Annotated in this window: 22 protein-coding genes and 2 tRNA genes; 15 read left to right on the top strand and 9 right to left on the bottom strand. The window is 43.4% G+C overall.

What is annotated here, in order from left to right; translation table 11 throughout:
• Positions 1 to 277 precede the first annotated feature (277 nt).
• From AC0VYI_RS15355 to AC0VYI_RS15320, 8 genes are all read left to right on the top strand, one after another.
• A tRNA-Arg gene (locus AC0VYI_RS15355) sits at positions 278 to 354 on the top strand.
• Between the two features lie 117 nt (positions 355 to 471).
• Positions 472 to 1,800: a trigger factor gene (gene tig / locus AC0VYI_RS15350; protein WP_199474612.1), complete on the top strand. Its 1,329-nt coding sequence runs from the start codon at positions 472 to 474 to the stop codon at positions 1,798 to 1,800.
• Positions 1,801 to 1,874: 74 nt separating this feature from the next.
• A complete protein-coding gene (gene clpP / locus AC0VYI_RS15345; RefSeq protein ID WP_199474613.1) occupies positions 1,875 to 2,507 on the top strand; it encodes an ATP-dependent Clp endopeptidase proteolytic subunit ClpP in 633 nt (210 codons plus the stop codon).
• A gap of 14 nt (positions 2,508 to 2,521) precedes the next feature.
• A complete protein-coding gene (clpX, locus tag AC0VYI_RS15340) occupies positions 2,522 to 3,805 on the top strand; it encodes an ATP-dependent protease ATP-binding subunit ClpX (RefSeq protein ID WP_199474614.1) in 1,284 nt (427 codons plus the stop codon).
• Positions 3,806 to 4,011: 206 nt separating this feature from the next.
• On the top strand, positions 4,012 to 6,399 hold the full coding sequence (lon, locus tag AC0VYI_RS15335) for an endopeptidase La (RefSeq protein ID WP_199474615.1): 2,388 nt from the start codon (positions 4,012 to 4,014) through the stop codon (positions 6,397 to 6,399).
• 129 nt (positions 6,400 to 6,528) lie between these two features.
• Positions 6,529 to 6,801: an HU family DNA-binding protein gene (locus tag AC0VYI_RS15330; protein ID WP_199474616.1), complete on the top strand. Its 273-nt coding sequence runs from the start codon at positions 6,529 to 6,531 to the stop codon at positions 6,799 to 6,801.
• A 7-nt stretch (positions 6,802 to 6,808) separates the two neighbouring features.
• Positions 6,809 to 6,885: transfer RNA gene (locus AC0VYI_RS15325), tRNA-Asp, on the top strand.
• 77 nt (positions 6,886 to 6,962) lie between these two features.
• Positions 6,963 to 8,789 carry a SurA N-terminal domain-containing protein gene (locus AC0VYI_RS15320; RefSeq protein WP_475443920.1) on the top strand — a complete coding sequence of 609 codons (1,827 nt, stop codon included), beginning with the start codon at positions 6,963 to 6,965 and terminating at the stop codon, positions 8,787 to 8,789.
• Positions 8,790 to 8,880: 91 nt separating this feature from the next.
• Here AC0VYI_RS15320 and AC0VYI_RS15315 read toward each other — a convergent pair whose 3' ends face one another.
• From AC0VYI_RS15315 to AC0VYI_RS15285, 7 genes are read right to left on the bottom strand one after another with little or no spacing between them, the layout of a single operon-like run.
• On the bottom strand, positions 8,881 to 9,810 hold the full coding sequence (locus AC0VYI_RS15315; RefSeq protein ID WP_475443918.1) for a Dyp-type peroxidase: 930 nt from the start codon (positions 9,808 to 9,810) through the stop codon (positions 8,881 to 8,883).
• Positions 9,811 to 9,866: 56 nt separating this feature from the next.
• Positions 9,867 to 11,699 (bottom strand): BatD family protein, encoded by a 1,833-nt coding sequence (locus AC0VYI_RS15310; RefSeq protein ID WP_475443917.1) that lies wholly within the window; start codon positions 11,697 to 11,699, stop codon positions 9,867 to 9,869.
• Entirely contained in the window at positions 11,693 to 13,504 is a 1,812-nt protein-coding gene (locus AC0VYI_RS15305) for a VWA domain-containing protein (RefSeq protein ID WP_475443915.1), read from the bottom strand. The genes AC0VYI_RS15310 and AC0VYI_RS15305 overlap by 7 nt, the downstream gene beginning before the upstream one ends.
• Entirely contained in the window at positions 13,501 to 14,514 is a 1,014-nt protein-coding gene (locus AC0VYI_RS15300; RefSeq protein ID WP_199474621.1) for a vWA domain-containing protein, read from the bottom strand. Before AC0VYI_RS15300 ends, AC0VYI_RS15305 begins: the two co-directional genes overlap by 4 nt.
• Entirely contained in the window at positions 14,507 to 14,983 is a 477-nt protein-coding gene (locus tag AC0VYI_RS15295) for a DUF4381 domain-containing protein (RefSeq protein WP_199474622.1), read from the bottom strand. The genes AC0VYI_RS15300 and AC0VYI_RS15295 overlap by 8 nt, the downstream gene beginning before the upstream one ends.
• Positions 14,983 to 15,891, bottom strand: coding sequence for a DUF58 domain-containing protein (locus AC0VYI_RS15290; RefSeq protein WP_475443912.1), 909 nt, complete (start codon positions 15,889 to 15,891; stop codon positions 14,983 to 14,985). The genes AC0VYI_RS15295 and AC0VYI_RS15290 overlap by 1 nt, the downstream gene beginning before the upstream one ends.
• Before the next feature lie 8 nt (positions 15,892 to 15,899).
• Positions 15,900 to 16,868 (bottom strand): AAA family ATPase, encoded by a 969-nt coding sequence (locus tag AC0VYI_RS15285; RefSeq protein WP_475443910.1) that lies wholly within the window; start codon positions 16,866 to 16,868, stop codon positions 15,900 to 15,902.
• 129 nt (positions 16,869 to 16,997) lie between these two features.
• Here AC0VYI_RS15285 and AC0VYI_RS15280 point away from each other — a divergent pair, with 129 nt between their 5' ends.
• Together AC0VYI_RS15280 and AC0VYI_RS15275 are read left to right on the top strand one after the other, a co-directional pair.
• Entirely contained in the window at positions 16,998 to 17,219 is a 222-nt protein-coding gene (locus tag AC0VYI_RS15280) for a DUF2835 domain-containing protein (RefSeq protein ID WP_475443908.1), read from the top strand.
• A 40-nt stretch (positions 17,220 to 17,259) separates the two neighbouring features.
• Positions 17,260 to 18,300 (top strand): quinone-dependent dihydroorotate dehydrogenase, encoded by a 1,041-nt coding sequence (locus tag AC0VYI_RS15275; RefSeq protein WP_475443906.1) that lies wholly within the window; start codon positions 17,260 to 17,262, stop codon positions 18,298 to 18,300.
• A gap of 152 nt (positions 18,301 to 18,452) precedes the next feature.
• Here the strand turns inward: AC0VYI_RS15275 and rmf are convergent, their stop codons facing one another.
• Positions 18,453 to 18,662 carry a ribosome modulation factor gene (gene rmf, locus AC0VYI_RS15270; RefSeq protein ID WP_199474627.1) on the bottom strand — a complete coding sequence of 70 codons (210 nt, stop codon included), beginning with the start codon at positions 18,660 to 18,662 and terminating at the stop codon, positions 18,453 to 18,455.
• Between the two features lie 120 nt (positions 18,663 to 18,782).
• Between rmf and rlmKL the strand changes: the two genes are divergently transcribed.
• From rlmKL to AC0VYI_RS15255, 3 genes are all read left to right on the top strand, one after another.
• On the top strand, positions 18,783 to 20,957 hold the full coding sequence (gene rlmKL / locus AC0VYI_RS15265) for a bifunctional 23S rRNA (guanine(2069)-N(7))-methyltransferase RlmK/23S rRNA (guanine(2445)-N(2))-methyltransferase RlmL (RefSeq protein ID WP_475443904.1): 2,175 nt from the start codon (positions 18,783 to 18,785) through the stop codon (positions 20,955 to 20,957).
• 98 nt (positions 20,958 to 21,055) lie between these two features.
• On the top strand, positions 21,056 to 21,913 hold the full coding sequence (gene purU / locus AC0VYI_RS15260; RefSeq protein ID WP_199474629.1) for a formyltetrahydrofolate deformylase: 858 nt from the start codon (positions 21,056 to 21,058) through the stop codon (positions 21,911 to 21,913).
• A 168-nt stretch (positions 21,914 to 22,081) separates the two neighbouring features.
• A complete protein-coding gene (locus tag AC0VYI_RS15255) occupies positions 22,082 to 22,342 on the top strand; it encodes a formyltetrahydrofolate deformylase (RefSeq protein WP_199474630.1) in 261 nt (86 codons plus the stop codon).
• A gap of 115 nt (positions 22,343 to 22,457) precedes the next feature.
• Here the strand turns inward: AC0VYI_RS15255 and AC0VYI_RS15250 are convergent, their stop codons facing one another.
• On the bottom strand, positions 22,458 to 23,543 hold the full coding sequence (locus tag AC0VYI_RS15250; RefSeq protein WP_475443902.1) for a DUF3549 family protein: 1,086 nt from the start codon (positions 23,541 to 23,543) through the stop codon (positions 22,458 to 22,460).
• Positions 23,544 to 23,612: 69 nt separating this feature from the next.
• Between AC0VYI_RS15250 and AC0VYI_RS15245 the strand changes: the two genes are divergently transcribed.
• Together AC0VYI_RS15245 and AC0VYI_RS15240 are read left to right on the top strand one after the other, a co-directional pair.
• A complete protein-coding gene (locus AC0VYI_RS15245) occupies positions 23,613 to 23,975 on the top strand; it encodes a YqcC family protein (protein ID WP_233407522.1) in 363 nt (120 codons plus the stop codon).
• Positions 23,972 to 24,865 carry a DUF1853 family protein gene (locus AC0VYI_RS15240; protein ID WP_475443900.1) on the top strand — a complete coding sequence of 298 codons (894 nt, stop codon included), beginning with the start codon at positions 23,972 to 23,974 and terminating at the stop codon, positions 24,863 to 24,865. The genes AC0VYI_RS15245 and AC0VYI_RS15240 overlap by 4 nt, the downstream gene beginning before the upstream one ends.
• The last annotated feature ends 41 nt before the right edge of the window (positions 24,866 to 24,906 follow it).

Raw genomic sequence — 24,906 nt, 5'->3', positions numbered from 1 at the left:
TGATAAGTAAAAGTATGTGTACAAAGCACAAATATGGTGCAAAGCGAGTAGAATTGGGGCATTGGGCTTGTTTTATTGTTCGGTTATCGGTAGTATGTATCTTGTTCCTTTTGTGATATTTGTTCCGTTGAAAGCTAAATTTTTTTTAGTTGGATTCGGTTCCTTGGTGACGAAAAGTCATTTTTTAGCCCAGTTTACTGGGCTTTTTTATGTCTTTGAGTTGACGATTGATATTCCATCCCTATAATAGCCCACCAAATGAAATGTAATGAGCTTTGTTCCGTTAGCTCAGTTGGATAGAGCAACCGCCTTCTAAGCGGTAGGTCACTGGTTCGAATCCAGTACGGAGCACCATTTCAGTCCATTACTTTAATAGGTTTAAATTTAGGTTTTGTTGATGTTTTCGACTGGTGATTAAGTTTAACCGTGACAACATCAACAAGTTAAAGCACATTCCCGAGAGGAAGTTTTATGCAAGTTTCTGTAGAGACAACGTCTCCAATCGAGCGCATTCTTACAATCAGCGTTCCTGCTGCTCGAATCGAAGAAAAAGTAAGTTCTGAAGTGGCTAAAACTGCGAAAACTATCCGTATTGATGGTTTCCGTAAAGGCAAAGTGCCTGTAAGTGTTGTTAAAAAACGTTACGGTCAAGGTATTCGTATGGAGGCTATTGAGCAGATTATGCGCGATGCCTACATGGAAGCACTACAAAAAGAGTCTATTCAACCTGCAGGCATGCCATCTATTGAGCCTAAAAACGTAACGGAAGGCGCAGATCTTGAATTTGTCGCCAAAGTGGAAGTTTATCCAGAAATTACGTTGGCTGATGCATCGGCTATCAATGTTAATCGTGTTAGTTCTGAAGTGACTGATGCTGACGTTGATACTATGCTTGAAACGCTTCGCAAACAAAATGCAGATTGGTCTGCTGTTGAGCGTGAAGCCGCAGACGGCGATCAGGTAACAATCGATTTTGTTGGCTACCTAGGTGATGAAGCATTTGACGGTGGTGCGGCACAAGGTCATAAATTGGTACTTGGCTCTAAGACTATGATTCCTGGCTTCGAAGACGGTATCCTTGGGGCTAAGACAGGTGAAGAACGCACTATTTCTGTGACTTTCCCTGAAGACTATCAGGCAGAAAACTTGAAAGGTAAAGAAGCAACCTTCAAAATAACCGTTTCTGAAGTTGCTGAGCAAATCATTCCTGAGCTGAATGATGCTTTTGTTGAAAAATTTGGTTTGGAAGAGTCCACTGTAGACGCTTTGCGTGCCGAAGTTCGTAAGAACATGGAGCGCGAATTGAATCAAGCGGTTAAGGCGAAGTTGAAAAACAGCTTGTTTGATGGTCTATTGTCTATTAATGGTGACGTTCAAGTACCATCCGCTATGGTTGATCAAGAAGTGGACGCCTTGCGTAAACAAGCTGCTCAGCAGTTTGGCGGTCAAGGTTTCGATGCTTCCCAGTTACCAGCTGAATTATTTCAAGAAGAAGCTTCTAAGCGTGCTAAACTAGGTCTATTGATTGCTGAAGTAATTAAGCAGCATGAGCTAAAAGTAGAAGATGATCGCGTTCGTGCCTTCCTTGAAGATATGGCTCAGGCTTATCAAGAACCACAACAAGTGATCGATTACTACTTGAAGAACAAAGAACAGCTTTCACAAGTTCAATCTGCTGTACTTGAAGAGCAAGTTGTTGATAAACTGTTGGAAACAGCCCAAATTACTGATGTAACATTGGGTTACGAAGACGCTATCAAGCCAGAAGCCCAAATTGAAAAAGAAGGCGAAGAAGCATAATCCTCTTCTTATCTTTTTAAATAAGGCCGGCATAGCATTTGTTATGCCGGCTTTTTTGTCTTAAGGAATGCGATATGAATTTGAAAAACCCAACTACTGGTCCTGTTGCAATCACTAGCAATGGTCTTGTTCCAATGGTTATTGAGCAGACGGCTCGTGGAGAAAGATCATTCGATATCTATTCGCGTTTGCTCAAGGAGCGAGTCATTTTTTTGGTGGGCCAAGTGGAAGATCACATGGCGAATCTGGTTGTTGCTCAGCTATTGTTTTTAGAGTCTGAAAACCCAGATAAGGATATTCACCTGTATATTAACTCTCCTGGTGGTTCTGTCACGGCGGGGATGTCTATTTACGATACTATGCAGTTCATTAAGCCTGATGTCAGTACCATGTGTATTGGTCAAGCGGCCAGCATGGGGGCTTTATTGCTTACAGCAGGTGCTGCTGGTAAGCGTTATTGCTTACCTAACTCTCGTGTTATGATTCACCAACCATTAGGTGGATATCAAGGTCAAGCTTCTGATATTGAAATTCATACACGTGAAATTTTAAGTATTAAACACAGACTTAATGAAATTATCTCGTTTCATACTGGTAAGGACATTGAGCAAGTTGCCGTCGATACCGATCGTGATAACTTTATGAACCCAGAAATGGCGAAAGAGTACGGTCTAATTGATGATATTTTACAAAAACGAACAGTTTAAAAAGGGTGGAGTAAATGTCGGATGATAAATTTAGCAGCCGTGGTGACCACTCTGATCGGCTACTATATTGTTCTTTCTGTGGAAAGAGCCAAGATGAAGTAAAAAAATTAATTGCGGGGCCATCGGTTTATATCTGTAATGAGTGTGTGGATCTGTGTAATAACATTATTACTCAAGAGTTATTGCAAGGGGATTCATCGGGTGAAGCGAGTGACGAATTACCCACACCATCTAAGTTAAGAGCGGCGCTTGATGATTATGTTATTGGGCAAGATAAAGCTAAGCGCGTTCTAGCCGTTGCGGTTTACAACCATTACAAACGTTTGCGTCATCAAGGAAAAACGGATAATAACGTCGAGCTTGGCAAGAGTAATATTTTGCTGATTGGTCCGACTGGTAGTGGTAAAACCTTGTTAGCTCAAACGTTGGCTCGAGTTTTGGATGTTCCATTTACCATTGCAGATGCAACCACTTTGACGGAGGCGGGTTATGTAGGCGAGGATGTTGAAAACATCATCCAGAAGTTGCTACAGAACTGTGATTACGATGTCGAAAAGGCGCAGCGTGGTATTGTCTACATTGATGAGATCGACAAAATTTCGCGTAAGTCTGATAACCCATCTATTACTCGTGATGTGTCTGGTGAAGGGGTTCAGCAAGCGCTATTGAAATTAATCGAGGGGACGGTTGCCTCTGTGCCACCTCAAGGTGGTCGTAAGCATCCTCAGCAAGAGTTCTTACAAGTAGACACCTCCAATATTCTATTTATTTGTGGTGGGGCGTTTGCAGGTCTTGAGCGTGTCATCAGTGATCGTACTGAGAAAAGTAGTATCGGTTTTGCTGCGACCGTGAAAAGTAAGGATGAAGGAAAGTCTTTTTCCGAAGCTGTTCACAAGGTTGAAACAGAAGACTTGGTTAAGTTTGGTCTGATTCCAGAGTTTGTTGGCCGATTACCTGTGGTCGCAACGCTTTCAGAATTGGATGAAGAGGCCTTAGTGACCATTCTAAGCGAGCCTAAGAATGCTTTAACTAAGCAATATCAGCATCTTTTTGAGTTGGAAGGGGTTGAGCTTGAATTTACCCCTGAGTCTCTAAAAGAGGCGGCAAAACTTGCTCTTGTTCGTAAGACTGGGGCCCGTGGGCTGCGCAGTATTTTAGAATCAGCTCTCTTAGATTGCATGTACGACTTGCCAACGCGTAGTGATGTTGTGAAAGTCGTCATGGACGGTGCCTCAATGCGAGGAGAGTCCTCTCCTCTGATGGTTCTTGAAAAAGAAGAATTAGCGAAAAACGGCTAATTTGGATTTTTAAGCTATAGTTAAAAGCCGAGTATGAATCTTTGTATTCATAGTCGGCTTTTTTTTAGTGTGAGATTTGCAAGCTGCATGTACACTTAATTCAACATGCTGATACGGTTGTTTTTTTTATTATTGTCCTTATCTCTTTCCTAATCATAGAATGAAATGAAAGTGCGCGGTATTTTGCGCCCGGATTGGAAAAAAATATGTCTAAATTTCTGAAAATGCCAATGTTGCCTCTACGCGACGTGGTTGTATATCCCCATATGGTGTTGCCGTTATTTGTTGGGCGTCCTAAATCCATTGCCGCTCTTGAGGCGGCCATGGAAAATGATAAGTACGTTTTTCTGGTTGCTCAACAAGATGCTTCAAAAGATGACCCGCAATTGGATGATTTATATTCTATCGGTACAACGGCGAAAGTCATGCAACTGCTTCGTTTACCCGACGGTACCGTAAAGGTTTTGGTGGAAGGGGGCAGCCGTGCGCGCTTAGATGGTCTTGAAGATGATGGTGAATTCATCTCAGGTCGCATTACTGAGATAGAGTCGGAAGATGATGGCGGAACAGAGCATACAGCAATTCGTACCGCACTTCTAAAGCAGCTCGATGAATATGTAGCGGGTAGCAAACGCATTCCTGCTGAAGTTGTTACCTCTGTGAAGTCCATTGACGATTTGTCAAAGCTTATTGATAGCATTACGGGTCACATGAGTCTAAAGCTAGAAGATAAGCAGCAAGTGCTTGAGATCGCTTCATTGACTGAACGTGGCGAATACTTAATGGCATTAATGGATGGCGAACTGGATATCGCTCATCTTGAAAAAAATATTCGTAGCCGTGTCAAAAAACAAATGGAAAAAAGTCAGCGCGAGTACTATCTAAATGAGCAAATGAAAGCCATTCAGAAAGAACTGGGTGACATGGAAGACGGCGGTAATGAACTTGATGTGCTTCAAGAAAAAATCGACGAATCGGGCATGAGCAAAGAGGCGACCGAGAAAGCGGAAGGAGAGTTGAAAAAACTGCGTATGATGTCGCCTATGTCTGCAGAAGCAACAGTTGTGCGAGGTTATATTGATTGGTTGATTTCTCTTCCTTGGAAAAAGCGCAGCAAGGTACGAAATGATTTGGCTTATGCGGAAAAAGTGTTAAACCAAGATCACTTTGGTTTACAGGACGTTAAAGAGCGTATTTTGGAATTTTTGGCCGTTCAACAACGGGTTAAAAAGGTCAAGGGGCCTGTATTATGTTTGGTGGGACCTCCGGGCGTTGGTAAAACCTCTTTGGGTCAATCCATTGCTAAAGCAGTTAATCGTAAGTATGTGCGTATGGCTTTAGGTGGGGTGCGAGATGAAGCGGAAATTCGTGGTCATCGCCGCACATACATTGGTTCTATGCCGGGTAAATTGCTGCAAAAATTAGCTAAAATTAAGGTGAAAAACCCGCTCTTTTTACTCGATGAAATCGATAAAATGGGAATGGATCAGCGGGGTGATCCAGCATCAGCGCTACTTGAAGTGTTAGATCCAGAGCAAAATCATACGTTTAGCGACCATTATCTTGAAGTAGACTATGACCTATCTGATGTGATGTTTATTTGTACGTCAAATAGTATGAATATTCCAGGTCCGTTGTTGGATCGGATGGAAATCATTCGCATTCCAGGCTATACAGAAGATGAAAAACTAAATATTGCTAAGCGTTATTTATTGCCTAAGCAAATTAAGCTAGCAGGTTTGAAAGACAAAGAGATTGAGGTGTCAGACGACGCAATAATGGATGTTATCCGTTATTACACCAAAGAAGCTGGTGTGCGTGGTTTGGAACGCGAGCTGAGTAAGATATGCCGCCGTGTTATCAAACAGCAAACACTGAATAAAGGCGCTGATACGGTAGTGGTTAGTTCTGATAATTTGGAAGACTTCTCCGGAATTCATAAGTTTAGTTACGGCAAAGCGGAAGAGAAAAATCAGATTGGTCAGGTGACTGGGTTAGCGTGGACATCGGTTGGTGGTGAGCTATTGACCATAGAGGCCGCTGGCGTGCCTGGTAAAGGTCGTCACGTTAAAACGGGCTCATTGGGTGATGTGATGCAGGAATCGATTCAGGCGGCTCTAACCGTCGTTAGAAGCCGTGCTGTTGGTTTGGGTATCGATGCAGATTTTCATGAGAAGACCGATTTACACTTGCATGTGCCTGAAGGTGCTACACCAAAAGACGGTCCAAGTGCTGGTATTGCAATGTGTACCGCCATTGTTTCGGTTTTGACCAAGATCCCTGTTAAGGCGTCAGTTGCTATGACAGGTGAGATTACTTTGCGCGGCGAAGTATTGCCGATTGGTGGCTTGAAAGAAAAATTGTTGGCGGCTCATCGAGGAGGTATTAAAACGGTTGTTATTCCACAGGAAAACGCCCGTGACCTAAAAGAGATTCCGGATAATATTAAAGCGGATATGAAAGTTATTCCGGTGAAGTGGATTGATGAGGTGTTGGATATTGCTTTAGAGTACATTCCTTCACCAAAAAAGGAAGAAACCTTAACTTCTAAAGAAAAAACTGTTGATGAACAAGAAGCTGTGAGTCATCATTAGGTCAAACCCAGTGTTGACACGGGGTAGGAAGGGCTTGTATAACTTTGGCTCGGCCTTATCTATGAGCATTTTTTAATACAGTGCCGAAACGATTCTAAGGATCTACTTAAAATACTGAAGGGGTAAAACGTGAATAAATCTGAACTGATTGAGGCTATTGCGGCTTCTGCTGATCTTTCTAAAGCTGCTGCTGGCAACGCGTTGGATGCTACGTTAAAAGCAATAGAAGAAGCGCTGTCTAAAGGGGATCAAGTAACTTTGGTAGGGTTTGGTACTTTTCAAGTAAAAGAGCGTGCAGCACGCACAGGTCGTAATCCTCAAACTGGTGAGGAAATTCAAATTAAAGCGGCTAAAGTTCCAGGTTTCAAAGCAGGTAAAGGTCTTAAAGACGCTGTAAACTAAGGGGTCAGGAGCAGTAGTTCAGTTGGTTAGAATACCTGCCTGTCACGCAGGGGGTCGCGGGTTCGAGTCCCGTCTGTTCCGCCACTAGACACAAAAAGGTGTATTCCGTGCGGAATACACCTTTTTTATTTAGAAACATCATTAACTCATGTGGAGGCAGAATGCTCCAAGATATAAGAGATAAGTCACAAGGCATCGTGGTTAAGATCATTGTTGGTTTTATTGTCGTGACTTTTGCTCTATTTGGCGTCGAGGCCTTAGTCAAAAGCTTTACCTCAACCGATAAGGTCGCTAAGGTGGATGGTACTGATATTACTCGTACTCAGATGTTGCAAGAAGCGGATCTTCAGCGTCGTCAGTTGATTGCTATGTCTAATGGCCAAGTTAATCCAGCGATGCTGCAAGAGAATGTGTTGCAGAAAAATGCATTGAATGACCTGATTCAAGGTGCTTTAGTTGACAATCAAATTGCGTCGCTTAAATTAGGCGTGTCAGATGGTCAAGTCGATTCTTATTTGCTGCAGAACCCTCAGTTTCAAACCGATGGTAAGTTTGACCAGACCAAATATGTGAACTTTATTCGTACGTTGGGCTTTACGCCTTTAGCGTTTAAAAATCGTGTGCGTGAAAGCATTTTAGCGCAACAACTTGAAAGAGGTGTTGTGAATTCTGATTTTGTTCTTCCTTATCAAGTTGATAGCATTGCTCAGTTGCAATCTCAAGAGCGTTCTTATGACTACGTTAAGTTCTCTTTGGCTGATCAAGCAGAGAAAACGAACGTGACAGACAAAGAGCTAAAAGCTTATTACGATGAGCATAAAAACGAATTCAAAACGCCGGAGCAAGTAAAAATCAATTATGTTGAGCTAACGCCTGCGGATTTTGCCGACAAAGTCAAAGTGACCGATGCTGATCTTCAAGAAGCGTACAAGGCGTTTGTTGCTGGCCTTCCTAAAGAAGAGCGTAAAGCATCCCATATTCTGATTGACAACACTCATACTGAAAAACAAGCGAAAGCGATCTTGGATAAGATCAAAGCTCAGTTGGCGAAAGGCGTAAGTTTTGTCGAGTTAGCCAAAGAATATTCTGATGACATTGGCTCTAAGAAACAAGGAGGTGAGTTAGGTTATATTACTCAAGGAACAATGGTTAAACCATTTGAAGACGCTTTGTTTAGTATGAAAAAAGGCCAAGTTAAGGAAGTAAAAACAAAATTTGGTTGGCATTTAATCAAGCTAGAAGCCATCAAAGATCCGAAAGTCCCTTCTTTTGAAGAGAAAAAAGCGGCTTTAGAAAAACAAGTAGTTGCCAAAAAAGCGCAAGAAGCACTGTTTGCTGCTCATGAAAATATTTCTGATTTGGCCTATGCAAGTGATCAGCTTAAACCGCTTGCCAATGAGTATGGTGTGAAGGTTCAAACCAGCAATTACTTCAGTCGTGATGGCGGTAGTAGTGCTATTACGTCTAATGCGGCGGTTATTAGTGCTGCATTTGGTGAAACGGTCCTTAAAGATGGGCAAAATAGTGACTTGATTGATTTGGGGAACAATAAGGTGGTTGTGATCCATTTAGCGGATCATAAACCTGAGTCTGTGCAATCTTTCGAGCAAGCGAAAAAAGAAGTGACATCTAAGCTGGTGCAAGAAAAAGCAGAAGCTGCCATTATGGCTCAAGCGAAAGCAGCAGAAACGAGTCCAAATACTAAGTGGACGTCTGTTAAGTTAGCGAAGCGTGGTCAGGATGAAATTGCCTCTTTAGCCTTTACTATGGCGCATCCGGAAGGAAAACCTGTTGTGGCAATTAAGACTTTAGAGGATGGTGACCTTGTTTTAATTCGCTTAAATAAGGTTCAAGCGGGATCGGATAAAGCCTCAGATAGTCAAGAACAGGCTTATGGGCAATATCTTCGTGAGACCGAATCTAAGATGAATCTTATATCACAAAGAGAGTGGCTAAAGAGTAAAGCTGACATAGAAACAAACTTGTGATCTAGTTACTCTTGGACAAATCTGTCAGAGGGTAGAATGAAAAAGCCAGCAAATTGCTGGCTTTTTTCGTTTGACTGATTTACTTACTGGGCTATATATCGTTTCTCAAACTTTCTAACCAAGTAACGGGAGGAACAAAGAAGGCGTTGCCTGTCTTGGCTGTGGTGTATTGCATCAAATGGTCTTGGTTGCCATTTTCATCACCTTCTACCATGCTTTTTAGCATTTGGTTAAAAATGGCGGGCGTTTTACTGTAACTGGCAAACATAAGGCCTTTACAGGTTAATGAAGCAAATGGCATGCTGTGACGAAGTATTTCCAGTGATTTTCCATTAGGGTCTTTAATCGACGTGCGTTTGGTATGAGCATGGGCCGATTTATCTTTGGAAGCGTACTCTTCGTTTGCGTACTTAGTGCGTCCGTAGGTGTCTTCTTGGGTCTTAAGGTTTAGCTGCTCCCATTTGGTTAGGTCATGCTCAAAGCGCATAAGATTTAGATAGGAGCCATTTTTAAATTGAGCATCTTCCTCACCAACAAGAGCTACTGCCTTTCTGGCCTCTCCTTCAGGATTCTCGGTGCCGTCGATAAAACCTGTTAGGTCTCGATTATCCAAGTATTTGAAACAGCTGACTTCATCGATGATGTTCAGGCTATCATCAAACGCTTGATAAAGGGCGTTGGCAAGTAGATAGGAGGTATCCCTGCGCATTGATCGAATATGAAATACCAAGTCTCCTTTTGTCTCGCCAACTTCAATACCATTGTGGGAAAAATGAGGGAAGGGGGCTAATTCTGCTGGTCGCCCGTTTTCGTCAAAATACGCCCACGCAGCATCACTGATGCCAATAGAGGCATAAAGTTGTGCATCTGGGAATTGTTGTTGCAGTTCTCCGATAATAATTGGGCTCATGGATAGCGCTTTTTTCGCGCAAGCAATATGCTCTTTTTTGACATCAAAGGTGATAAATAGAGCATCGCTAGATGCTTCTGGAATGATGCCAGACTGAAATGTGTGGGTCATGATTTACCGCTTTCTCCGTCTGTTTTCTTCATGAATACGTAATAAAAGCCAATGACTTAAAAGTTTGGGTAGAGTGTCTTAAGCTGACTGGCTTGAGTTTTTTTAGGTTGCCCTGTTTGATACTCTTCTAGTGCTTCAGCGAGTGAGTTCCCTTGCCATTGGTGAGTCGCCTGATTTGAGTATAGCATCAGTTCTGCCTCCATTAAGAGCTGCGTCAATGTGACGGACCCTGCAAGACGTTTTATGTCTTCTATACTGCGGATTTGTTCGTCCCCCCAGCGATGGCGAGCCCACTCCAAAAGATGTGATCTTAGTTCGGTAATATTGTCTTGTCGACAACATTCAATCAAGCTTTCAAAGGCGCTTTTTTCATCGCTACTGGTTAATGGCGCGAATTCTTTCAGTGTCGGTACATTGGCCTCGTCGTCTTTTGATTTTTTCTTTTTCCAAAATAGTAACAGACAGGCCAGCAGTAGCAGAGTAAGCAAAATAGACAAGCCAATAATGCCATATAGGCGCCAATTGACCTCATTCTGCTCTTTCACTAATTGAGTGTGTATGGGTTTGGGGGTGTCATCTGATGGATTGGCTTGATCGTTTTCAAGCTTGGTCAAAGATATAGGAGCAACAGAGCGCGATTGTGGTGGCAGAGGGTTGTCGAGTGCCTTTGGCTTTTGGGTGCCATTGTTTGTTGTTGCACTTGCGCTTGTTGGTAAGGGGACAACGGTCAATTCTGGTGTGCTTTGCGTCACGGTTTTTTCAATGCGCTTGTTGGTATCCCAGTAGGTGACGGAAACATCGGGTAACTTAATTGTGCCCTTTTGTGTGGGAACAACTTGAATTTTAATGGTCTGATGGCCAATGATGCCATTGTCATTCTTTTGGCTGCTAAATGTCGCAGGCTCAGGATAGAGCTTGTAGGCTTTGGTGCTATTGAATGTCAGCTGGGGGATTTGTTCTGGCAACACATCTTTCGCGTCAATATTAATCGTCCAAATGACCGTATCCCCTACACGAACAGTATCTTTGGGTTTTTCTAGCTTGGTGTTGATAGTAACGCCTTCACTTGGCAGCCAGTTATCGTTCGTATAGCTGGGTGGGATGGGTAAGACCTGCAAGTTAATAGGTTGGCTTTGAATTCTAACAATACGTTGCCCAGCTCCCATTTGCATCATGGCTTGCATGGTTTGTGGGGCGATGGTGATTTGCCCACTTCTTTGTGGAAAAGCGAGATATTTGCGAGTGAGTACCTGATAGCGAGTGCCGTTAATCTCCTTGAATTCGCTTTGATCATCTGTGAGTTGTTCGAAAATTAAATCAGGGTTAGAGGGCACAGAAATGTTGGCATTACTAAGTGGTACGGATGTATACAGCTTCATTGTGAAAATGACTTGCTGTTGCAAATATGGATTGTCTGATGAAACTTGTGTTTTCAGCATCACTGGCGGATTGCCGTTTTTATCTAGCAGTTCAGGCGCGTTTTTGACGGTCAGTGTAAGAGGTTGAGAAGCATATTGGCCAATTTTTATCGGTGGAATGGTAAAGGTTCCGACAGACTTTGGCATGAGTGAAATGACCCAGTAACTCATGGCTGTGTTACTGCCTAGGTTAAAGCTAAATTGACTGCTTTGGCTTTGGCTAACAATGTCGAAGTCTTTTTTTAATGGCGTGAGATCCGGACCGTTACCAGTGTTGGTGAAATCGGCTCTTATGGTCAGTTGAACGATATCGTTCTCGGTCACGACATTTTTATCAAGAGAGGCGGTTACACTGTCTGCATAAGCTGGTAACGCCAAAGAAAATAATCCCGTAATAAGCAGTGTTGCCAGAGCACAGTACATTTTTCTGCTTAAGGCGAACATAAAAAAATAAAACTGCTTCATTACCATGGGTTAATCCCATCCTCTTGATTGGTGTAGTTTTCGTGGTTCTTTTCTTGATGTAAATACCACAGTTTGCGTTGCAATAGTGTGCCAGGGTTGTCTTGTATTTGTCTGAGCCATTGTTTTAAGGCTTGCTTCTGCTCTCTATTGAGTTCAACTTTAGCGGATTCTTGTTGCTGCTGCTTTTTTTCAGACGCTTGCTTATTATCCTCAGACGATGGCTTTTTGTCTTGTTTTTCAGGACTTTTCTTATGTTTTTTTGCGGCTGAATCAGAGGTGGTGTTATCCGATGAATGAGGCGGTGTTGTTTGCTTAGATGGATGGTTTTGCTTGGTGTTCGAATGCTTTTTATCTGATGGGTTGTTCTTATCTGATGAGTTATTCTTATCAGATGAACTGTTTTTGTTTGATGAAGACTTGTTATTGGATTGCTTTTTCTGATTGGCGCTTTTTGACTGCTGCTGCTTTTTTTGTTTCTCCAGATATTTTAGATTGTCTTGAGCGTCTTTCATGGTGGGGTTGAGCTCTAGCGCTCTTTTATAAGCATCGATTGCGGGCTGCAGTTTACCTGATAGGGCAAGTGCATTGCCGAGATTGTAAAAGTCAGCGGCGCTTTTGCTGACGTTGGACAGTGTGCTGGCTGCTTGGTCGTATTTTCCCAATGCATATTCAGAGGCCGCTTTCCAATCTGGCTGCTGAAAATATTGGTTCGCTTTTTTCCATTGATCGTGATTGGCGGCTTCTTGGCCTAGCTGATCTGGGGTTTTGAACCAATCTAATGGTGAGGCACTTGCTTTGTTGGATGGGAGCAAAAAGACTGCCAACATCAGCGTTAAGAGCATGCCACGACGAAACTGAAAGGCGAGCCACAGCAGAAAAGGAAATGCAAACCAATGACCTTGATCGATCCAGTGAAAGCTTCGATTATCCGCTTGTTGATCTTTTGCGTGTTGGTCGGTGTTTTGCGTAATGGCTGTTAACTGTGCGGGCGTTAAACGGCCGTGATAAAAGTGTGCGTGTATTGTTTTAGCAAACGCCCTTAATTGATCAACAGGCGTGTGTGGAATGACATTCTTTCCGTCTGATGTCAGTATTTGTCCATTGGGTAATAGGACAGTCCCGCCTTTCTGGGTGCCAATTGCGATTAAGTCTGTATGAAGGTTGCGACCAGCCAAAAGAGGTGGAATGGTCTTTTGATCCTTTTCGTCCAAACTATCGGTCAAAATAATGAGATGCGCTGCTGTTTTTTTATTGGGGATGAGTGAAAGTGCATCTTTGACGCCACTGGTCAGATTACTTCCGTAAACAGGCATAATGATGGGCTCTAGGGCCAGTAAAAAGTGTGTGATGGTATTTTTATCTTGGCTGAATGGGGTAATGGTGTAAGCATCTCCCGCAAATGCCACTAAAGAGATATTACCGTCTTTGCTTTGCCCTAAAATGTCGCGAACGGTTTGTATTAACAGTGTTTGACGATTGGGTTGGATGTCTCTTGCATACATGGAAAGAGATTGGTCAATTACGAAAATTGTTTTACTACTGGACTCAAACATCATTGAAGGAGCTTTCACCCAGCTTATACCTGCTAGTCCGATTACGCATAAAGAGATAGAAAGTAAGCCTAGCCACTTATTTATTTGGCTTGGTTGTTCGGACTGTTCTAGGTGAACAAGCAAGTTTTTATCAATGGCTTTGTTGAGGGTGTGGCTACCTGTGTTTTTATACCGGATCAGGAAAAACAATAACCAGATTAATGGTAGCAGAAGCAGCCAGTAGGGGCGTTCTAAATGAATCATGGATAATATATTCATGGACGTTTCCTCATGCTTGACTTAAATCGGCTGAGGGAAAGTTTGCCACTTGTGAGTAAAGTCAGGGCAAAAAAGACGAGTGACGCCAGGCCTAGCCAGTGAAAATAACTGGTGATAGGGCGTTGCCAGATAGGTTGCGCTTTCGTTGGCTCAAGTTTGCTGATGTCCGCATAAATACGTTTTAAATCTTGGGTGTTTCTGGCGCGGAAGAATTGTCCACCTGTTTTATGAGCAATGCTTTTCAATAGTTTTTCATCCAAATCGCTGGATGGGTTAACGGTTTCTGGACCGAAAAAGCCTTGTACGACCATGCTATCGGCACCTATGCCAATGGTGTAGATTTTTAGGTGTTGTGAGGCTGCGAAGTCAGCTGCTTGTTCTGGATTGACTTGTCCGGCGGTGTTGGCCCCATCCGTCATAAGGATGAGCACTTTTTTATCATCCGGTTTGTTTTCCATGCGTTTAATGGCCAAGCCAATAGCATCGCCAATGGCGGTTTGTTGTCCTGCAAAGCCGATTTGAGTTTGCTGCACTAACTGATTAATGGTCTTTGTGTCGAAGCTAAAAGGCGCTTCTAGGTAGGCTTTGGTGCCAAATACGATTAAGCCAATGCGATCACCGTGGCGTTTTTTGATAAAGTTAGATAACACCCATTTTTCAGCGGTTAATCGGTCTACAGGTTGGTTGTTTAATTGCATGTCTTTAACTTGCATACTGCCGGATAAATCTAGGGCAATCATGATATCTCTTCCAGAGGGGATCACTTGCGTAGGGGCGCCTAGCCATACGGGTCTGGCTATACCAACTACAAGGCATACCCATGCGAGTAATAAAAATATTAGTGGTAAGCGAATAGCATGTTTACTGGGACGTTTTTCTTCATGATTTTGCAAGTAGTGGGCATTGGGGAACCAAATAGCCTGATCTTTCTTGGCCACCTTAGGCAAAAAATAAAATATAATCGGGACAGGAAGAAGGCAAAGAAACCAAGGCCAAGTCAATTCAAACACGGTGCTTCCTTATCCAATAACAAGTTAAACGGATCATGGTTGTTTTTTGTTCAGGTGTTAGTGACACTTCTGCGCGGTACAGGCCGTTAATAAAATCCTCTCCCAACTGATCAAAACGTCGCTTTTTTGGTAAGGTGCTGTCTAATTGTGCAATTAACGCGTGTGAAGGGAGAGCGGCTTGGCTGACTTTGTTTTCGCTTATCAGACAGCGGCGAATGAGCTCGTGGCAGGCAATAATGAGTTCTTTATCATTCAAGTTATCACTGTTTTTTTTGAGAGAGTTCATTGCTTCTTGGCGATACTTTCTTTTACTGCGTCTTTTAAGTAACAGTAAAATAGCGCTAAGCAGGGCGATAATCACGAAGGCAACTACCAACCACGTCCACCATGCTGGTGGCCACATGGGGATGGCTTCGGGTAATAAGTATCCTTTATGAGGCAGTTCAAGCGGTGTGCTTGTCGGTGTCATTAGCGCAATGCTCCTTGATCAAGCAGGTATTTAGCAATTTTTTCAGGGGATTCGCTAATATCAAACAGTTGATGGCGAATGCCGATGGAGGCCAATTTTTTTCGCAATCTAGCATTGTCTTCGAAGAAGTCTTTTTTGGCTTGTTCAGTGCTTTTTTTCGTTACTTGGATGGTCTTGGGGCCATCGGCATCAGCAAAACGGTATTCACCTGGTGGGAGCTCAAATGCATGGTGATCGAAAATTTGTACCCAATGGACTCGATTATGTTTGGCTAATTGCCATAAGGAAAGTTGCTCTGTTTCGTTCCAATGATTCTTGTCAGTTAAAATGATGACATCTCTATTATGAGCCTTGGCCGTGATGGCCGAACGATGCCAACAGGCAATGCTCGGTTCATATTGACGATTTTTTATTTGGGTGGCAGTGGCTAAGTGAGAGAGAAGTTGATGAATGGAGCGTTTTCCGCTTTGTTCATGACTTTCGTTGCCAAACATGAAGCGATATGACAGTTTGTCGCCTTGCTGTTCACTACGCCAAGCGATGATGCCTGCGAGCTGGCTTAACCGAGTCGAAATAAACGTATGGCGTGTACTAAAATACGCTGTTTGCGATAACCCTAAAAATAATAAACGTTGATGATCATTTTCTTGACTGTAGACGCGGGTATGCGCGTGGCCAGTTCGAGCGGTGACCCGCCAGTCAATGTGTCTTAAATCATCGCTGGGTTGATATTGTCTTAACTCCAGCATTTCCATGCCGTGCCCTTTTTGATTGGAGCGACGCTCACCATTCTTAAGCGTAAAGCGTGTTGCTTTGTTGGCGCGCCCTAGATGTTTTGCATAATGGGCCAACAGGGCAAAATCCGTTTCTTCAAGTTCTGGTGAATCAGGCGATAATAATGGATTCATGACAAAAATTATAAAGCAGGTACATGGTTAATTAACCGTGTGAGTAATTCGTCCGTTGAAATGCCGCTCGCTTGTGCCTCAAATGATGTGATAACACGGTGGCGGAGAACCGGTAAGGCGACTTCTCTTACATCGTCGGGTGTGACAAAGTCACGACCATTTAATAGGGCGTTTGCGCGAGCGCAGCGATCTAATGCAAGAGTAGCCCGTGGGCTGGCCCCAAAATCAATTAAGCTTTCACCATTTGGACTGAGTCCTAAGTAGTGCTCCGGATGACGAGTCGCCATGACCAACTGTACGATATAGTGTTCGACAGATTCTGACATATAAAGTGACAAGGCTTTTTGTTGTAGAGCTAAGATATCAGTTGGTGTACAAAGGGCCTTCGTCGCGGTGGCGAGCGTTTTGTGTTGATCTTGTTGGCGGACGAGTCGAAGCACTTCTAATTCGCTTTCCGCACTGGGATAACCTAACTTTATTTTTAGTAGGAAGCGGTCAAGTTGAGCTTCTGGTAGTGGATAGGTTCCTTCCTGTTCAATGGGGTTTTGCGTGGCAATCACAAAGAAAAGAGGCGGTAGTGGGTAGCTGTGATTGCCAACCGTGACCTGGTTCTCTCCCATGGCCTCAAGTAGGGCTGATTGTACTTTTGCTGGGGCTCGGTTGATTTCATCGGCTAGAACGACTTCATTCATAATAGGGCCAGCAACAAAGGTAAACTGCCCGGTTTCCTGCTGATAAATATCTGAGCCTGTCACATCGCCAGGCAGCAGGTCAGGGGTGAACTGGATGCGTTGAAAACGACAGTCAATGGCACCTGCAAGCGCTTTAGCGGCGGTGGTTTTGGCGATACCTGGTGGCCCTTCAAGTAATACATGGCCGTTTGCAATGAGTGCAATCAGTAATTCTTGAGTTAAGTCTGGTTGACCGATAACGGCGTGATTAAGGTGATCTTTTAATCTTTCAATTACTGATTCCATCGAACCTAAGTACCTCATACTTCTGTCAAAAAAGGTGTCAACACAATATAATGCGTACCATCTTATCGGATTCAAAACTTTACATACAAGGCGTTAGTTGTAAGAGTAGCGTAAGCATAGGAAAGAAAATTGGCAAACATTGTCGTAGAAGTGACATTGAGCGCATTACAATACCAGACTTTGTATTCAGGACAAGCCAAGAATGTCGTGGCACATAGTCTAGATGGGCGTAAAGTTCAGTTACCTTTATCTGCTTTTCGGCGCTTTGTTACTCATGGAGGCATTGATGGGGTTTTTGACGTAGAATTCGATGATCAACATAAGTTAGTGGCTATAACGCGAATACGTTAGCCCGCCCATTTTAGACTTAACACGGTTAGGAGCCTTGTCTATGTATCACCTTGCTCGAGCACTACTCTTCAAGTTAGATCCTGAAGTGTCCCATGAATTATCATTGGATCTTTTAACAGCGAGTAGTCGGTTGGGATTAACGAGGTTTTTTGATGGTTTACCTTCCTCTCAGCCAATTGATGTGATGGGGTTGCGTTTTCCTAATGCGGTAGGGTTAGCGGCTGGATTGGATAAAAATGCCGATGCGTTTGAAGCGCTTGGCGCACTGGGTTTTGGCTTTGTTGAAGTCGGTACTGTGACGCCAAAAGGGCAGTCAGGTAACCCCAAACCACGATTGTTTCGTCTACCTGAGTACGATGCCATTATTAATCGCATGGGATTCAATAACAAAGGTGTCGATCATATGGTGTCACGTATTAAATCCCATCGTTATCCAGGTGTTCTTGGGGTGAACATCGGTAAAAATTTAACCACGTCGGTGGAAGAGGCCGCAACGGATTATTTGACTTGTTTCGAGCAAGTGGTGCCTTATGCTGATTACATTACTGCCAATATTAGTTCGCCGAACACGCCTGGGCTGCGTAGTCTGCAATTTGGAGACAGTCTGGCGCAATTGATTAACCCGCTTGTTCAGGCCAGAGATCGTTACCAAGATCAGCACGGTAAGCGTGTTCCTTTGGCCGTGAAAATTGCTCCAGATATGACAGATGATGAAATTAAGTTAGTGGCGGATACGTTAGTGGAGCAGGGAGTGGACGGTATTATTGCAACCAATACCACTTTATCTCGTGATGCCGTTCAAGGTCATCGATTTGCAAACGAAGCGGGAGGGTTAAGTGGTGTTCCTGTCCGTGAGGCTTCTACTCATGTGGTTCATGTTTTAGCAGAGCGCCTTAAAGGTGCCTTACCCATTATCGGGGTAGGGGGAATCTCAAGCGGTGATGATGCTATAGAGAAACTTCAAGCGGGCGCTCAGTTAGTGCAACTCTACTCTGGATTCATTTATCAAGGGCCAGAGTTAATTAAAGAGGTGGTCGCCAGTACGGACGCATACTACCGAGAGTTACGATTGGGTAGATAAATAGAGATAGAGGCAGTTGCTCGCTTATTATGGCGACAATGTCTCAGATATAAGTAGAGTCATAAAAAAACAGGCGGCATCGACCCGCCTGCTTTTTATAAGAGTTTTTTCTGATAGGCACATTGTGATACCGCATCAGAATAACGAAAAAATTAATGTACCATGCTGAATGTTTTGTGGGTGCCTTCAACGGGGGTTAAACCACTCCACATGTCTTCGCGTCCTTCGCGCCATCCAGCGAGCCAATGAGGACGGGTATTTTCATGGTATTGCATTGAAAGGCCTTTTGTTTTGCCTGCCATCCCTGCACGGTAGCCACGGATGTAAGCGCGATGATGAAGATCTCTTTTCTGCTTCTTCATTAGTTTTTTTCCTCTTATTCTTTTCCATGTTGAACTTTGAAACTAGTAGAGAATTGATGGATTGTCTAAAAACTCTTTGCTCTAACACATTTATAGAACGTTTAAAAAAGTAATTAAAAAATGAACACACAAGTAGAAACCGTGGATACCGTCGGTCAGACGTACCACTTAGAGATAACCTGCCCACTGGGATTAGAGAATGTGCTTGAGCAAGAGCTGCACAGTGAAGGTCTGATGGGTACTCGTCTAGGCGAGGCCCAAGTCAAATTGACGACCGACTTAGAAGGTATGTATAAGGCTTGTCTTTGGTCTCGAGTGGCCACGCGGGTTATGTTGCCCGTTGCCAACTTTAAGATGGAATCAGCCGATGACCTTTATGAAGGTGTAAAGGCGATTGCGTGGTCTGACCATATGACGGCAGCGAATACCATTGCCATCGATTGTCATGGAACAAACCACCATATTCGTAATACACAATTTGGTTCAGTTCGTGCGAAAGATGCGATAGCAGATTATTTTGTGGCGCTTTCGGGTGAACGTCCCAATGTCGAAAAAGTACAACCAGATATACGTATTTCCATTCGGATTAAACGTGATATTGTGACCGTCAGTATTGATCTGTCGGGTGACAGCATGCACCGCCGGGGTTATCGTCAACAAGGCTCTATGGCGCCGCTTAAAGAAAATCTTGCCGCAGGATTGCTGCTCCGAGCGGGTTGGAACCGTGATTGTGGGTTAACGCAATTGATTGATCCCATGTGTGGTTCTGGAACCTTCTTAGTCGAAGCGGCGATGATGTCACTCGATATGGCGCCCGGTTTACGCCGAGGCTACTGGGGATTTAAGGGGTGGAAACAACACGATCATCGTTTGTGGCAACAATTGATGGATTTCGCCAAAAACCGCAAGAAAGACCCTGCTGAATTGGGTATTCGTTTCCAGGGTACGGATCGGGAGCAGCGTGCTATTGCTGCGTCTCGGGAGAACATTAAGCGTGCTGGGCTGGTGGGCGTGATTGATGTATCCATGGCATCTTTCCAGCAGCATGACTTTGTCATTGAGCAAGAAAAGCCCGGATTAGTTATTTGTAACCCTCCTTACGGTGAGCGATTGGGGGATGAAATGGCGCTGATTGCCTTGTATCGCCAATTAGGTGAGTGGGTTGTGACGCATGTGCGTGGTTGGCAGTTTATGATGCTAACCAGCAATGACCATTTGGCACGTCAGATTCCGGTGCGCCCCGAGAAAAGTACCCGAGTGATCAATGGTGGTTTAGAATGTCGTGCCTATCGATTTCCGTTGCTGGATGGCTATATCAAAGAAGATGCGGTGGCACAATCTATTATGACTCCAGGCGCGCAAATGTTTGCTAACCGTTTGCAGAAGAACGCCAAAAAACTGAAAAAATGGGTCGAAAAAAATAATATCGAGTGTTACCGGGTTTATGATGCTGATATGCCTGAGTACGCAGTGGCTATTGATGTTTATCAGGATTGGGCGCACGTTCAAGAGTATAAGGCGCCCAAAAGTGTTGATCCGGAAAAAGCGACACAGCGATTGTTTGAAGTGGTATCGTCTATTCCCACGGCACTTAATATTGCGGAAGCCAATGTGATTGTGAAGCACCGCCAAAAACAAACAGGTAAAGCGCAATACGAAAAGCTAGATCAGTCCAATCATGAGATAATCGTCAAAGAGTACGGCTGTGAATTTATTGTTAATCTGAAAGATTATCTGGATACTGGCTTATTCTTGGATCATCGTCCCGTGCGAAAATTGATACAGGATCGCGCTAATGGTAAGCGCTTTTTGAATTTGTTTTGTTATACCGCATCGGCTTCAGTCCATGCGGGTGAAGGGGGGGCTCGCAGTAGTTTAAGTGTTGACATGTCTAACACTTATACCGAGTGGGCGCGGCGTAATATCGAGCTAAACGAATTCTCTGAACGTGATCATAAGGTTGAACGGGCCGACTGTATTGAATGGTTGCGTCATAGTAACGATGAATTTGATTTAATTTTTATGGATCCTCCTACCTTTTCTAACTCGAAAAAAATGTCAGAGATCCTGGATATTCAACGGGACCATGGGGAATTGTTGCGCTTAGCAATGGCGCGCTTAGCGAAAGACGGTGAGCTAATTTTCTCAAATAACTATCGCCGTTTTGTCTTGGATAAGGATATTGAAGAGGAATTTTCTGTGCAGAATATTACCAAGTTAAGCATGGACCCAGATTTCGAACGAAATACGAAAATCCACCAATGTTGGATTCTTCGTCATCGTTCTGAAGGCTAAGTTAGATCTTCGATGAGCAAAGTGATATTTTGTCCATTAAAATGACGAGCTGTATAGCGCTCTAGTGATACGTATTTAAAGGTTTTATAAGTTTTAGTATGAAGAAAACATTTCGTCTTGTTATTAGTTGTCCCGACCGTATCGGGATTGTTGCGGCCGTGTCTCAGTTCTTGAATGAGCGTAAAGGATCGATAACAGAAGCCAGCCATCACACGGATCAAGAATCTAAATGGTTTTTTATGCGTCATGAGATTGATGCGGAATCGTTATCGGTTGATGTGGCGACATTTCGTGAAGAGTTTGCACCGATCGCCGAAGAATTTGAGATGAACTGGTATGTTAAAGACAGCGAAGCGCTTCCTAAAGTCATGTTGTTGGCCACCAAAGAATCCCATTGTTTAAACGACATTATGCACCGTTGGCATACTGGAGAGTTGAACTGTGAGATTGTTGGGGTGATTGCTAACCATGAATCCCTGCGTTCTATGGTAGAATGGTATAACATTCCTTATTACTGCATTCCTGTGCCGAAAGAAGATAAGATGCCTGCCTTTCATCAGATTGAGAAATGTATTGATGAGGCACGGGCAGACACTATTGTGTTGGCGCGTTATATGCAAATTTTCCCTGAATTTTTGTGTCAAAAATATCAACATAAGGTTATCAACATTCACCATAGCTTCTTGCCTTCTTTTATTGGGGCGAAGCCTTACCATCAAGCGGCAGTACGTGGTGTGAAATTGATTGGGGCAACCTGCCATTATGTCACTGCTGATCTGGATGCCGGTCCAATCATCGAGCAAGATGTTATTCGTGTCCGACATAGTCATACGGCGACGGATATGGTGCGCCTAGGTAAAGACATTGAAAAGCTTGTGTTGTCTCGAGGTCTGCGATACCACTTGGAAGATCGAGTAATCGTCCACGGCAATAAAACCATTGTGTTTGCTGATTAATTCTATCTCATTGATAGTTATTAAAAAAAGAAGGCCAAGCGCCTTCTTTTTTTATGTAAGCCCCCAAGGATAAATGTAGTTTCTTGTTGTTCACTTTTTGTTCTGTAAAATATTGTCTATAGTTAAGTTCAAGTGGTTCAAAAATAGACAGCTTATGAGGGGAGCGTTATGAAGCTTAAGCTAACACCAACTCAAAACTTATGCGTCGGTTATTTGGAATCAGGTTTCGAGGTCGTTCAGATGGAAGAGCAGTTTTTCTTTGTAAAAGGTGATAAGCGTCAGAAAGTGTTGCCAAAAACATTGGAGGCACTGGTCAACCGAGGGGCTCTGAAATACACCACACAAGGGGACTATGAATTGAGTGATGAGTTTGTCGAGCACAGAAAAAAAATGTGTTCTCCTGTGCGCAGCAAACATACTCGACATTAATCCTTAGTGAGCTCGACCCGTTATCGAGTGCATTCATGGCTCAGAAAAAGCCAATCGTTTAGGGCGATTGGCTTTTCTTATTGGGTGTTGTTGGCCACGAGAACCCTATGCTTACTTATTGAAGGGTGTTGGGTGCCTGAGTAAAGAGATGGCTTACTGCTTGCGCCATGGTTGCACTAATGCGCTCTTGTCTAAGTAGAGTCCAAAGTGGTTGCCGCGTTTCAGGGTGTTGGCTTAGCTCAATGGCAATTTGCTTAAACGCGATAAAAGCATCGTCTCTATGAGCCAATTTCTCCATGACGATCCTTAATAGTTGGGCGTCACTGGCCAGCCAATGGGGGCATTTTGCTGCTAATGCTGTGATCGGATGAGTTTGCTCATCAGAGCATTCGGTTAAATTGCCTAACATAGCAAATAATGGCAACAGCAGGTTGTTGTTCAACGGTGTATTGGAAAGCGCCCTGAGGTAACTTGCTTGCATCAATGGATCTTGTTCAGCAAGTAATTTATCGATTAATGTGTTTTCAATGTCTGCGGGTAGCGTTTGATGTTCTAAAGAATGACAAAGGGCGCTAACAAGAGGACTTGGTGCGTGTTGTAAGGCCTTTTTGATAAGAGGGCGGTGTGTTTCGTTATCAACTTGCACGGCTAATTCCGCAATGCCTTGAAGGCCAAGAGTTTGCCACGAGTCGTCTTGTTGATCAGGCATGCTTTCGTTTAGTTTGTTTGTCACGTAGTCCACGACGTCTTCATAATACTGAGAAACGGGCGTTCCTAGTTGTTTTGCTAATATGGCGTGGAAATTGGCCATTCGTTCTTGGTCTGGCTTAAACGCATAGGGGCTATCTTCTAGCGCTTCTGCTAATCCGGCCTCTTCTCCTTTGTGTAATATTTTATCAACGATGGTTTTGATAAAATGATCACGTGTTCCTAAGTTCAAGGCCCCCGACTCATCTAATGGAAGCTTGATAAACCAGATAACAGCATGATCTGCTGTCTTTGCTTGACGGGTATCTTTTGTTTTCAGTAAGCAAGCCAGCCAAGCATGCTGGCGAAATGGGTATGGGTAAGCTTGCTGTTTTTTATCAAATTGGATGGTTTGCTGTGGCGTAATTTTCTTGATGCGGCGACCAAGATCAAAAAAGCTTGCCTCACACCCTACCATTTCAAAAAGATCGCCAAGCGATTCAATGTTTTTCATGATAAATTAGATGCCTGTCAAAGAGTTAACGTTTCCCTTATGGTACCGTTTTTTACAGGAGAAATCAGGTTGAATACTGCCTATCCAATGCACTCTCAATTGGCCGATCTATTAATCGATGTAGAAATAACATTGCGTGAGGGTGGACTTTGGGAATGTGAGCAACCCAGTGAACAGGCAATGCAAAGCAATGTTCCTTTTTGTGTTGATACAATGAGCTTCGCTCAATGGTTGCGTTACATTATGATAGAAAAATTCAAAGTATTGATTGAACATGGCGCACCATTGCCAACGCAATGTTATGTTTCTCCCATGGCCGTCGAAGCGTTTAAAGAGGTGGATCACACGATGCTCAATAGGCTCATTCAGCGTCTTGATAAAATCGATCAACATTTGAGTCAACAAACCTTATTAGATGATTCGGCTCTATGACGATGTCAGGGGGCAATCAATATGTCGCGGATCTGGCTTGGGTTGTCGGTTGCAAGCAAGGAGAATTCAGCCACTACCCTGCCACCAATCTCATTGAGAGCGATATGGATGTGTCTCAGTTTTGGTTGCCAGATATCAATGAAAGGCTGGCTGCATTGGTGATGAATCCCGAGCCATTAGAAAATGCGGTTCGTGCTTGTAAATCCCATTTTTTAGGCAGCTATTTCGAAACGCTGTTTTCGTTTGCTATTCGCCATTTATCCTGTTTTAACATTCTTTGTGAACATGTTCAGGTTATGGATAAGGACAAAAAAACAGTGGGAGAAATAGATATGTTGGTGGAAACGCCAGCAGGAGAATGTATTCAGTTTGAAGTGGCTATCAAGTTTTATTTGGAGCGTACTGATTTATACCCACATCATTGGATTGGCCCCAATAAAAATGACAGTTTGAAAAAGAAAGTGGATCGAGCCCGTCGACATCAGTTGCAAATATTGGGCACGGAAGACGGAAAGCACGTGTTACGGTCTGTTACTAACGATACCACTTTTCAGGCAAAATTACTTATTTTTGGCCGTTTATATTTGGCCTTATCCAGCCCTGAAAAGGTGATTTCATTCTGTGAGAATTCCCATTTTGGTGGATGGGTTAGAGTGTCCCAAGTTGGTCTTTTGCTACCTTTTTTCTCATATTACATACACTTGAACAAACCACATTGGCTAACGGTTTCAAATAGTTCTCGCGATTTATGCTTCTTTGAAGCACAATGCATGAATGAATGGAGAAAATCATTCCAAGAGGATGTTCGCCCAAAACATATAGTGTTGTTTAGGGAGTTGGAAGGTCGTATGTCTTGCCACTTTGTTTTTATAGTGCCAGACAGTTGGTAATGTTTTAAAAGTGAAGGCGCTTTTAATATTCAGCTTTTCCT

Source organism: Marinomonas sp. 63XJN7_9_ISO-PGPR-S23-217 (assembly GCF_056173515.1).
This window is presented reverse-complemented; position numbering and strand designations above follow the sequence as displayed.

Bases quoted from the DNA above. Each gene is read 5' to 3' on its own strand.
- tig (WP_199474612.1), top strand. From the start codon at position 472: ATGCAAGTTTCTGTAGAGACAACGTCTCCAATCGAGCGCATTCTTACA.
- clpP (WP_199474613.1), top strand. From the start codon at position 1,875: ATGAATTTGAAAAACCCAACTACTGGTCCTGTTGCAATCACTAGCAAT.
- clpX (WP_199474614.1), top strand. From the start codon at position 2,522: ATGTCGGATGATAAATTTAGCAGCCGTGGTGACCACTCTGATCGGCTA.
- lon (WP_199474615.1), top strand. From the start codon at position 4,012: ATGTCTAAATTTCTGAAAATGCCAATGTTGCCTCTACGCGACGTGGTT.
- AC0VYI_RS15320 (WP_475443920.1), top strand. From the start codon at position 6,963: ATGCTCCAAGATATAAGAGATAAGTCACAAGGCATCGTGGTTAAGATC.
- AC0VYI_RS15315 (WP_475443918.1), bottom strand. From the start codon at position 9,810: ATGACCCACACATTTCAGTCTGGCATCATTCCAGAAGCATCTAGCGAT.
- AC0VYI_RS15310 (WP_475443917.1), bottom strand. From the start codon at position 11,699: ATGGTAATGAAGCAGTTTTATTTTTTTATGTTCGCCTTAAGCAGAAAA.
- AC0VYI_RS15305 (WP_475443915.1), bottom strand. From the start codon at position 13,504: ATGAATATATTATCCATGATTCATTTAGAACGCCCCTACTGGCTGCTT.
- AC0VYI_RS15295 (WP_199474622.1), bottom strand. From the start codon at position 14,983: ATGACACCGACAAGCACACCGCTTGAACTGCCTCATAAAGGATACTTA.
- AC0VYI_RS15290 (WP_475443912.1), bottom strand. From the start codon at position 15,891: ATGAATCCATTATTATCGCCTGATTCACCAGAACTTGAAGAAACGGAT.
- AC0VYI_RS15285 (WP_475443910.1), bottom strand. From the start codon at position 16,868: ATGGAATCAGTAATTGAAAGATTAAAAGATCACCTTAATCACGCCGTT.
- AC0VYI_RS15275 (WP_475443906.1), top strand. From the start codon at position 17,260: ATGTATCACCTTGCTCGAGCACTACTCTTCAAGTTAGATCCTGAAGTG.
- rmf (WP_199474627.1), bottom strand. From the start codon at position 18,662: ATGAAGAAGCAGAAAAGAGATCTTCATCATCGCGCTTACATCCGTGGC.
- rlmKL (WP_475443904.1), top strand. From the start codon at position 18,783: ATGAACACACAAGTAGAAACCGTGGATACCGTCGGTCAGACGTACCAC.
- purU (WP_199474629.1), top strand. From the start codon at position 21,056: ATGAAGAAAACATTTCGTCTTGTTATTAGTTGTCCCGACCGTATCGGG.
- AC0VYI_RS15255 (WP_199474630.1), top strand. From the start codon at position 22,082: ATGAAGCTTAAGCTAACACCAACTCAAAACTTATGCGTCGGTTATTTG.
- AC0VYI_RS15250 (WP_475443902.1), bottom strand. From the start codon at position 23,543: ATGAAAAACATTGAATCGCTTGGCGATCTTTTTGAAATGGTAGGGTGT.
- AC0VYI_RS15240 (WP_475443900.1), top strand. From the start codon at position 23,972: ATGACGATGTCAGGGGGCAATCAATATGTCGCGGATCTGGCTTGGGTT.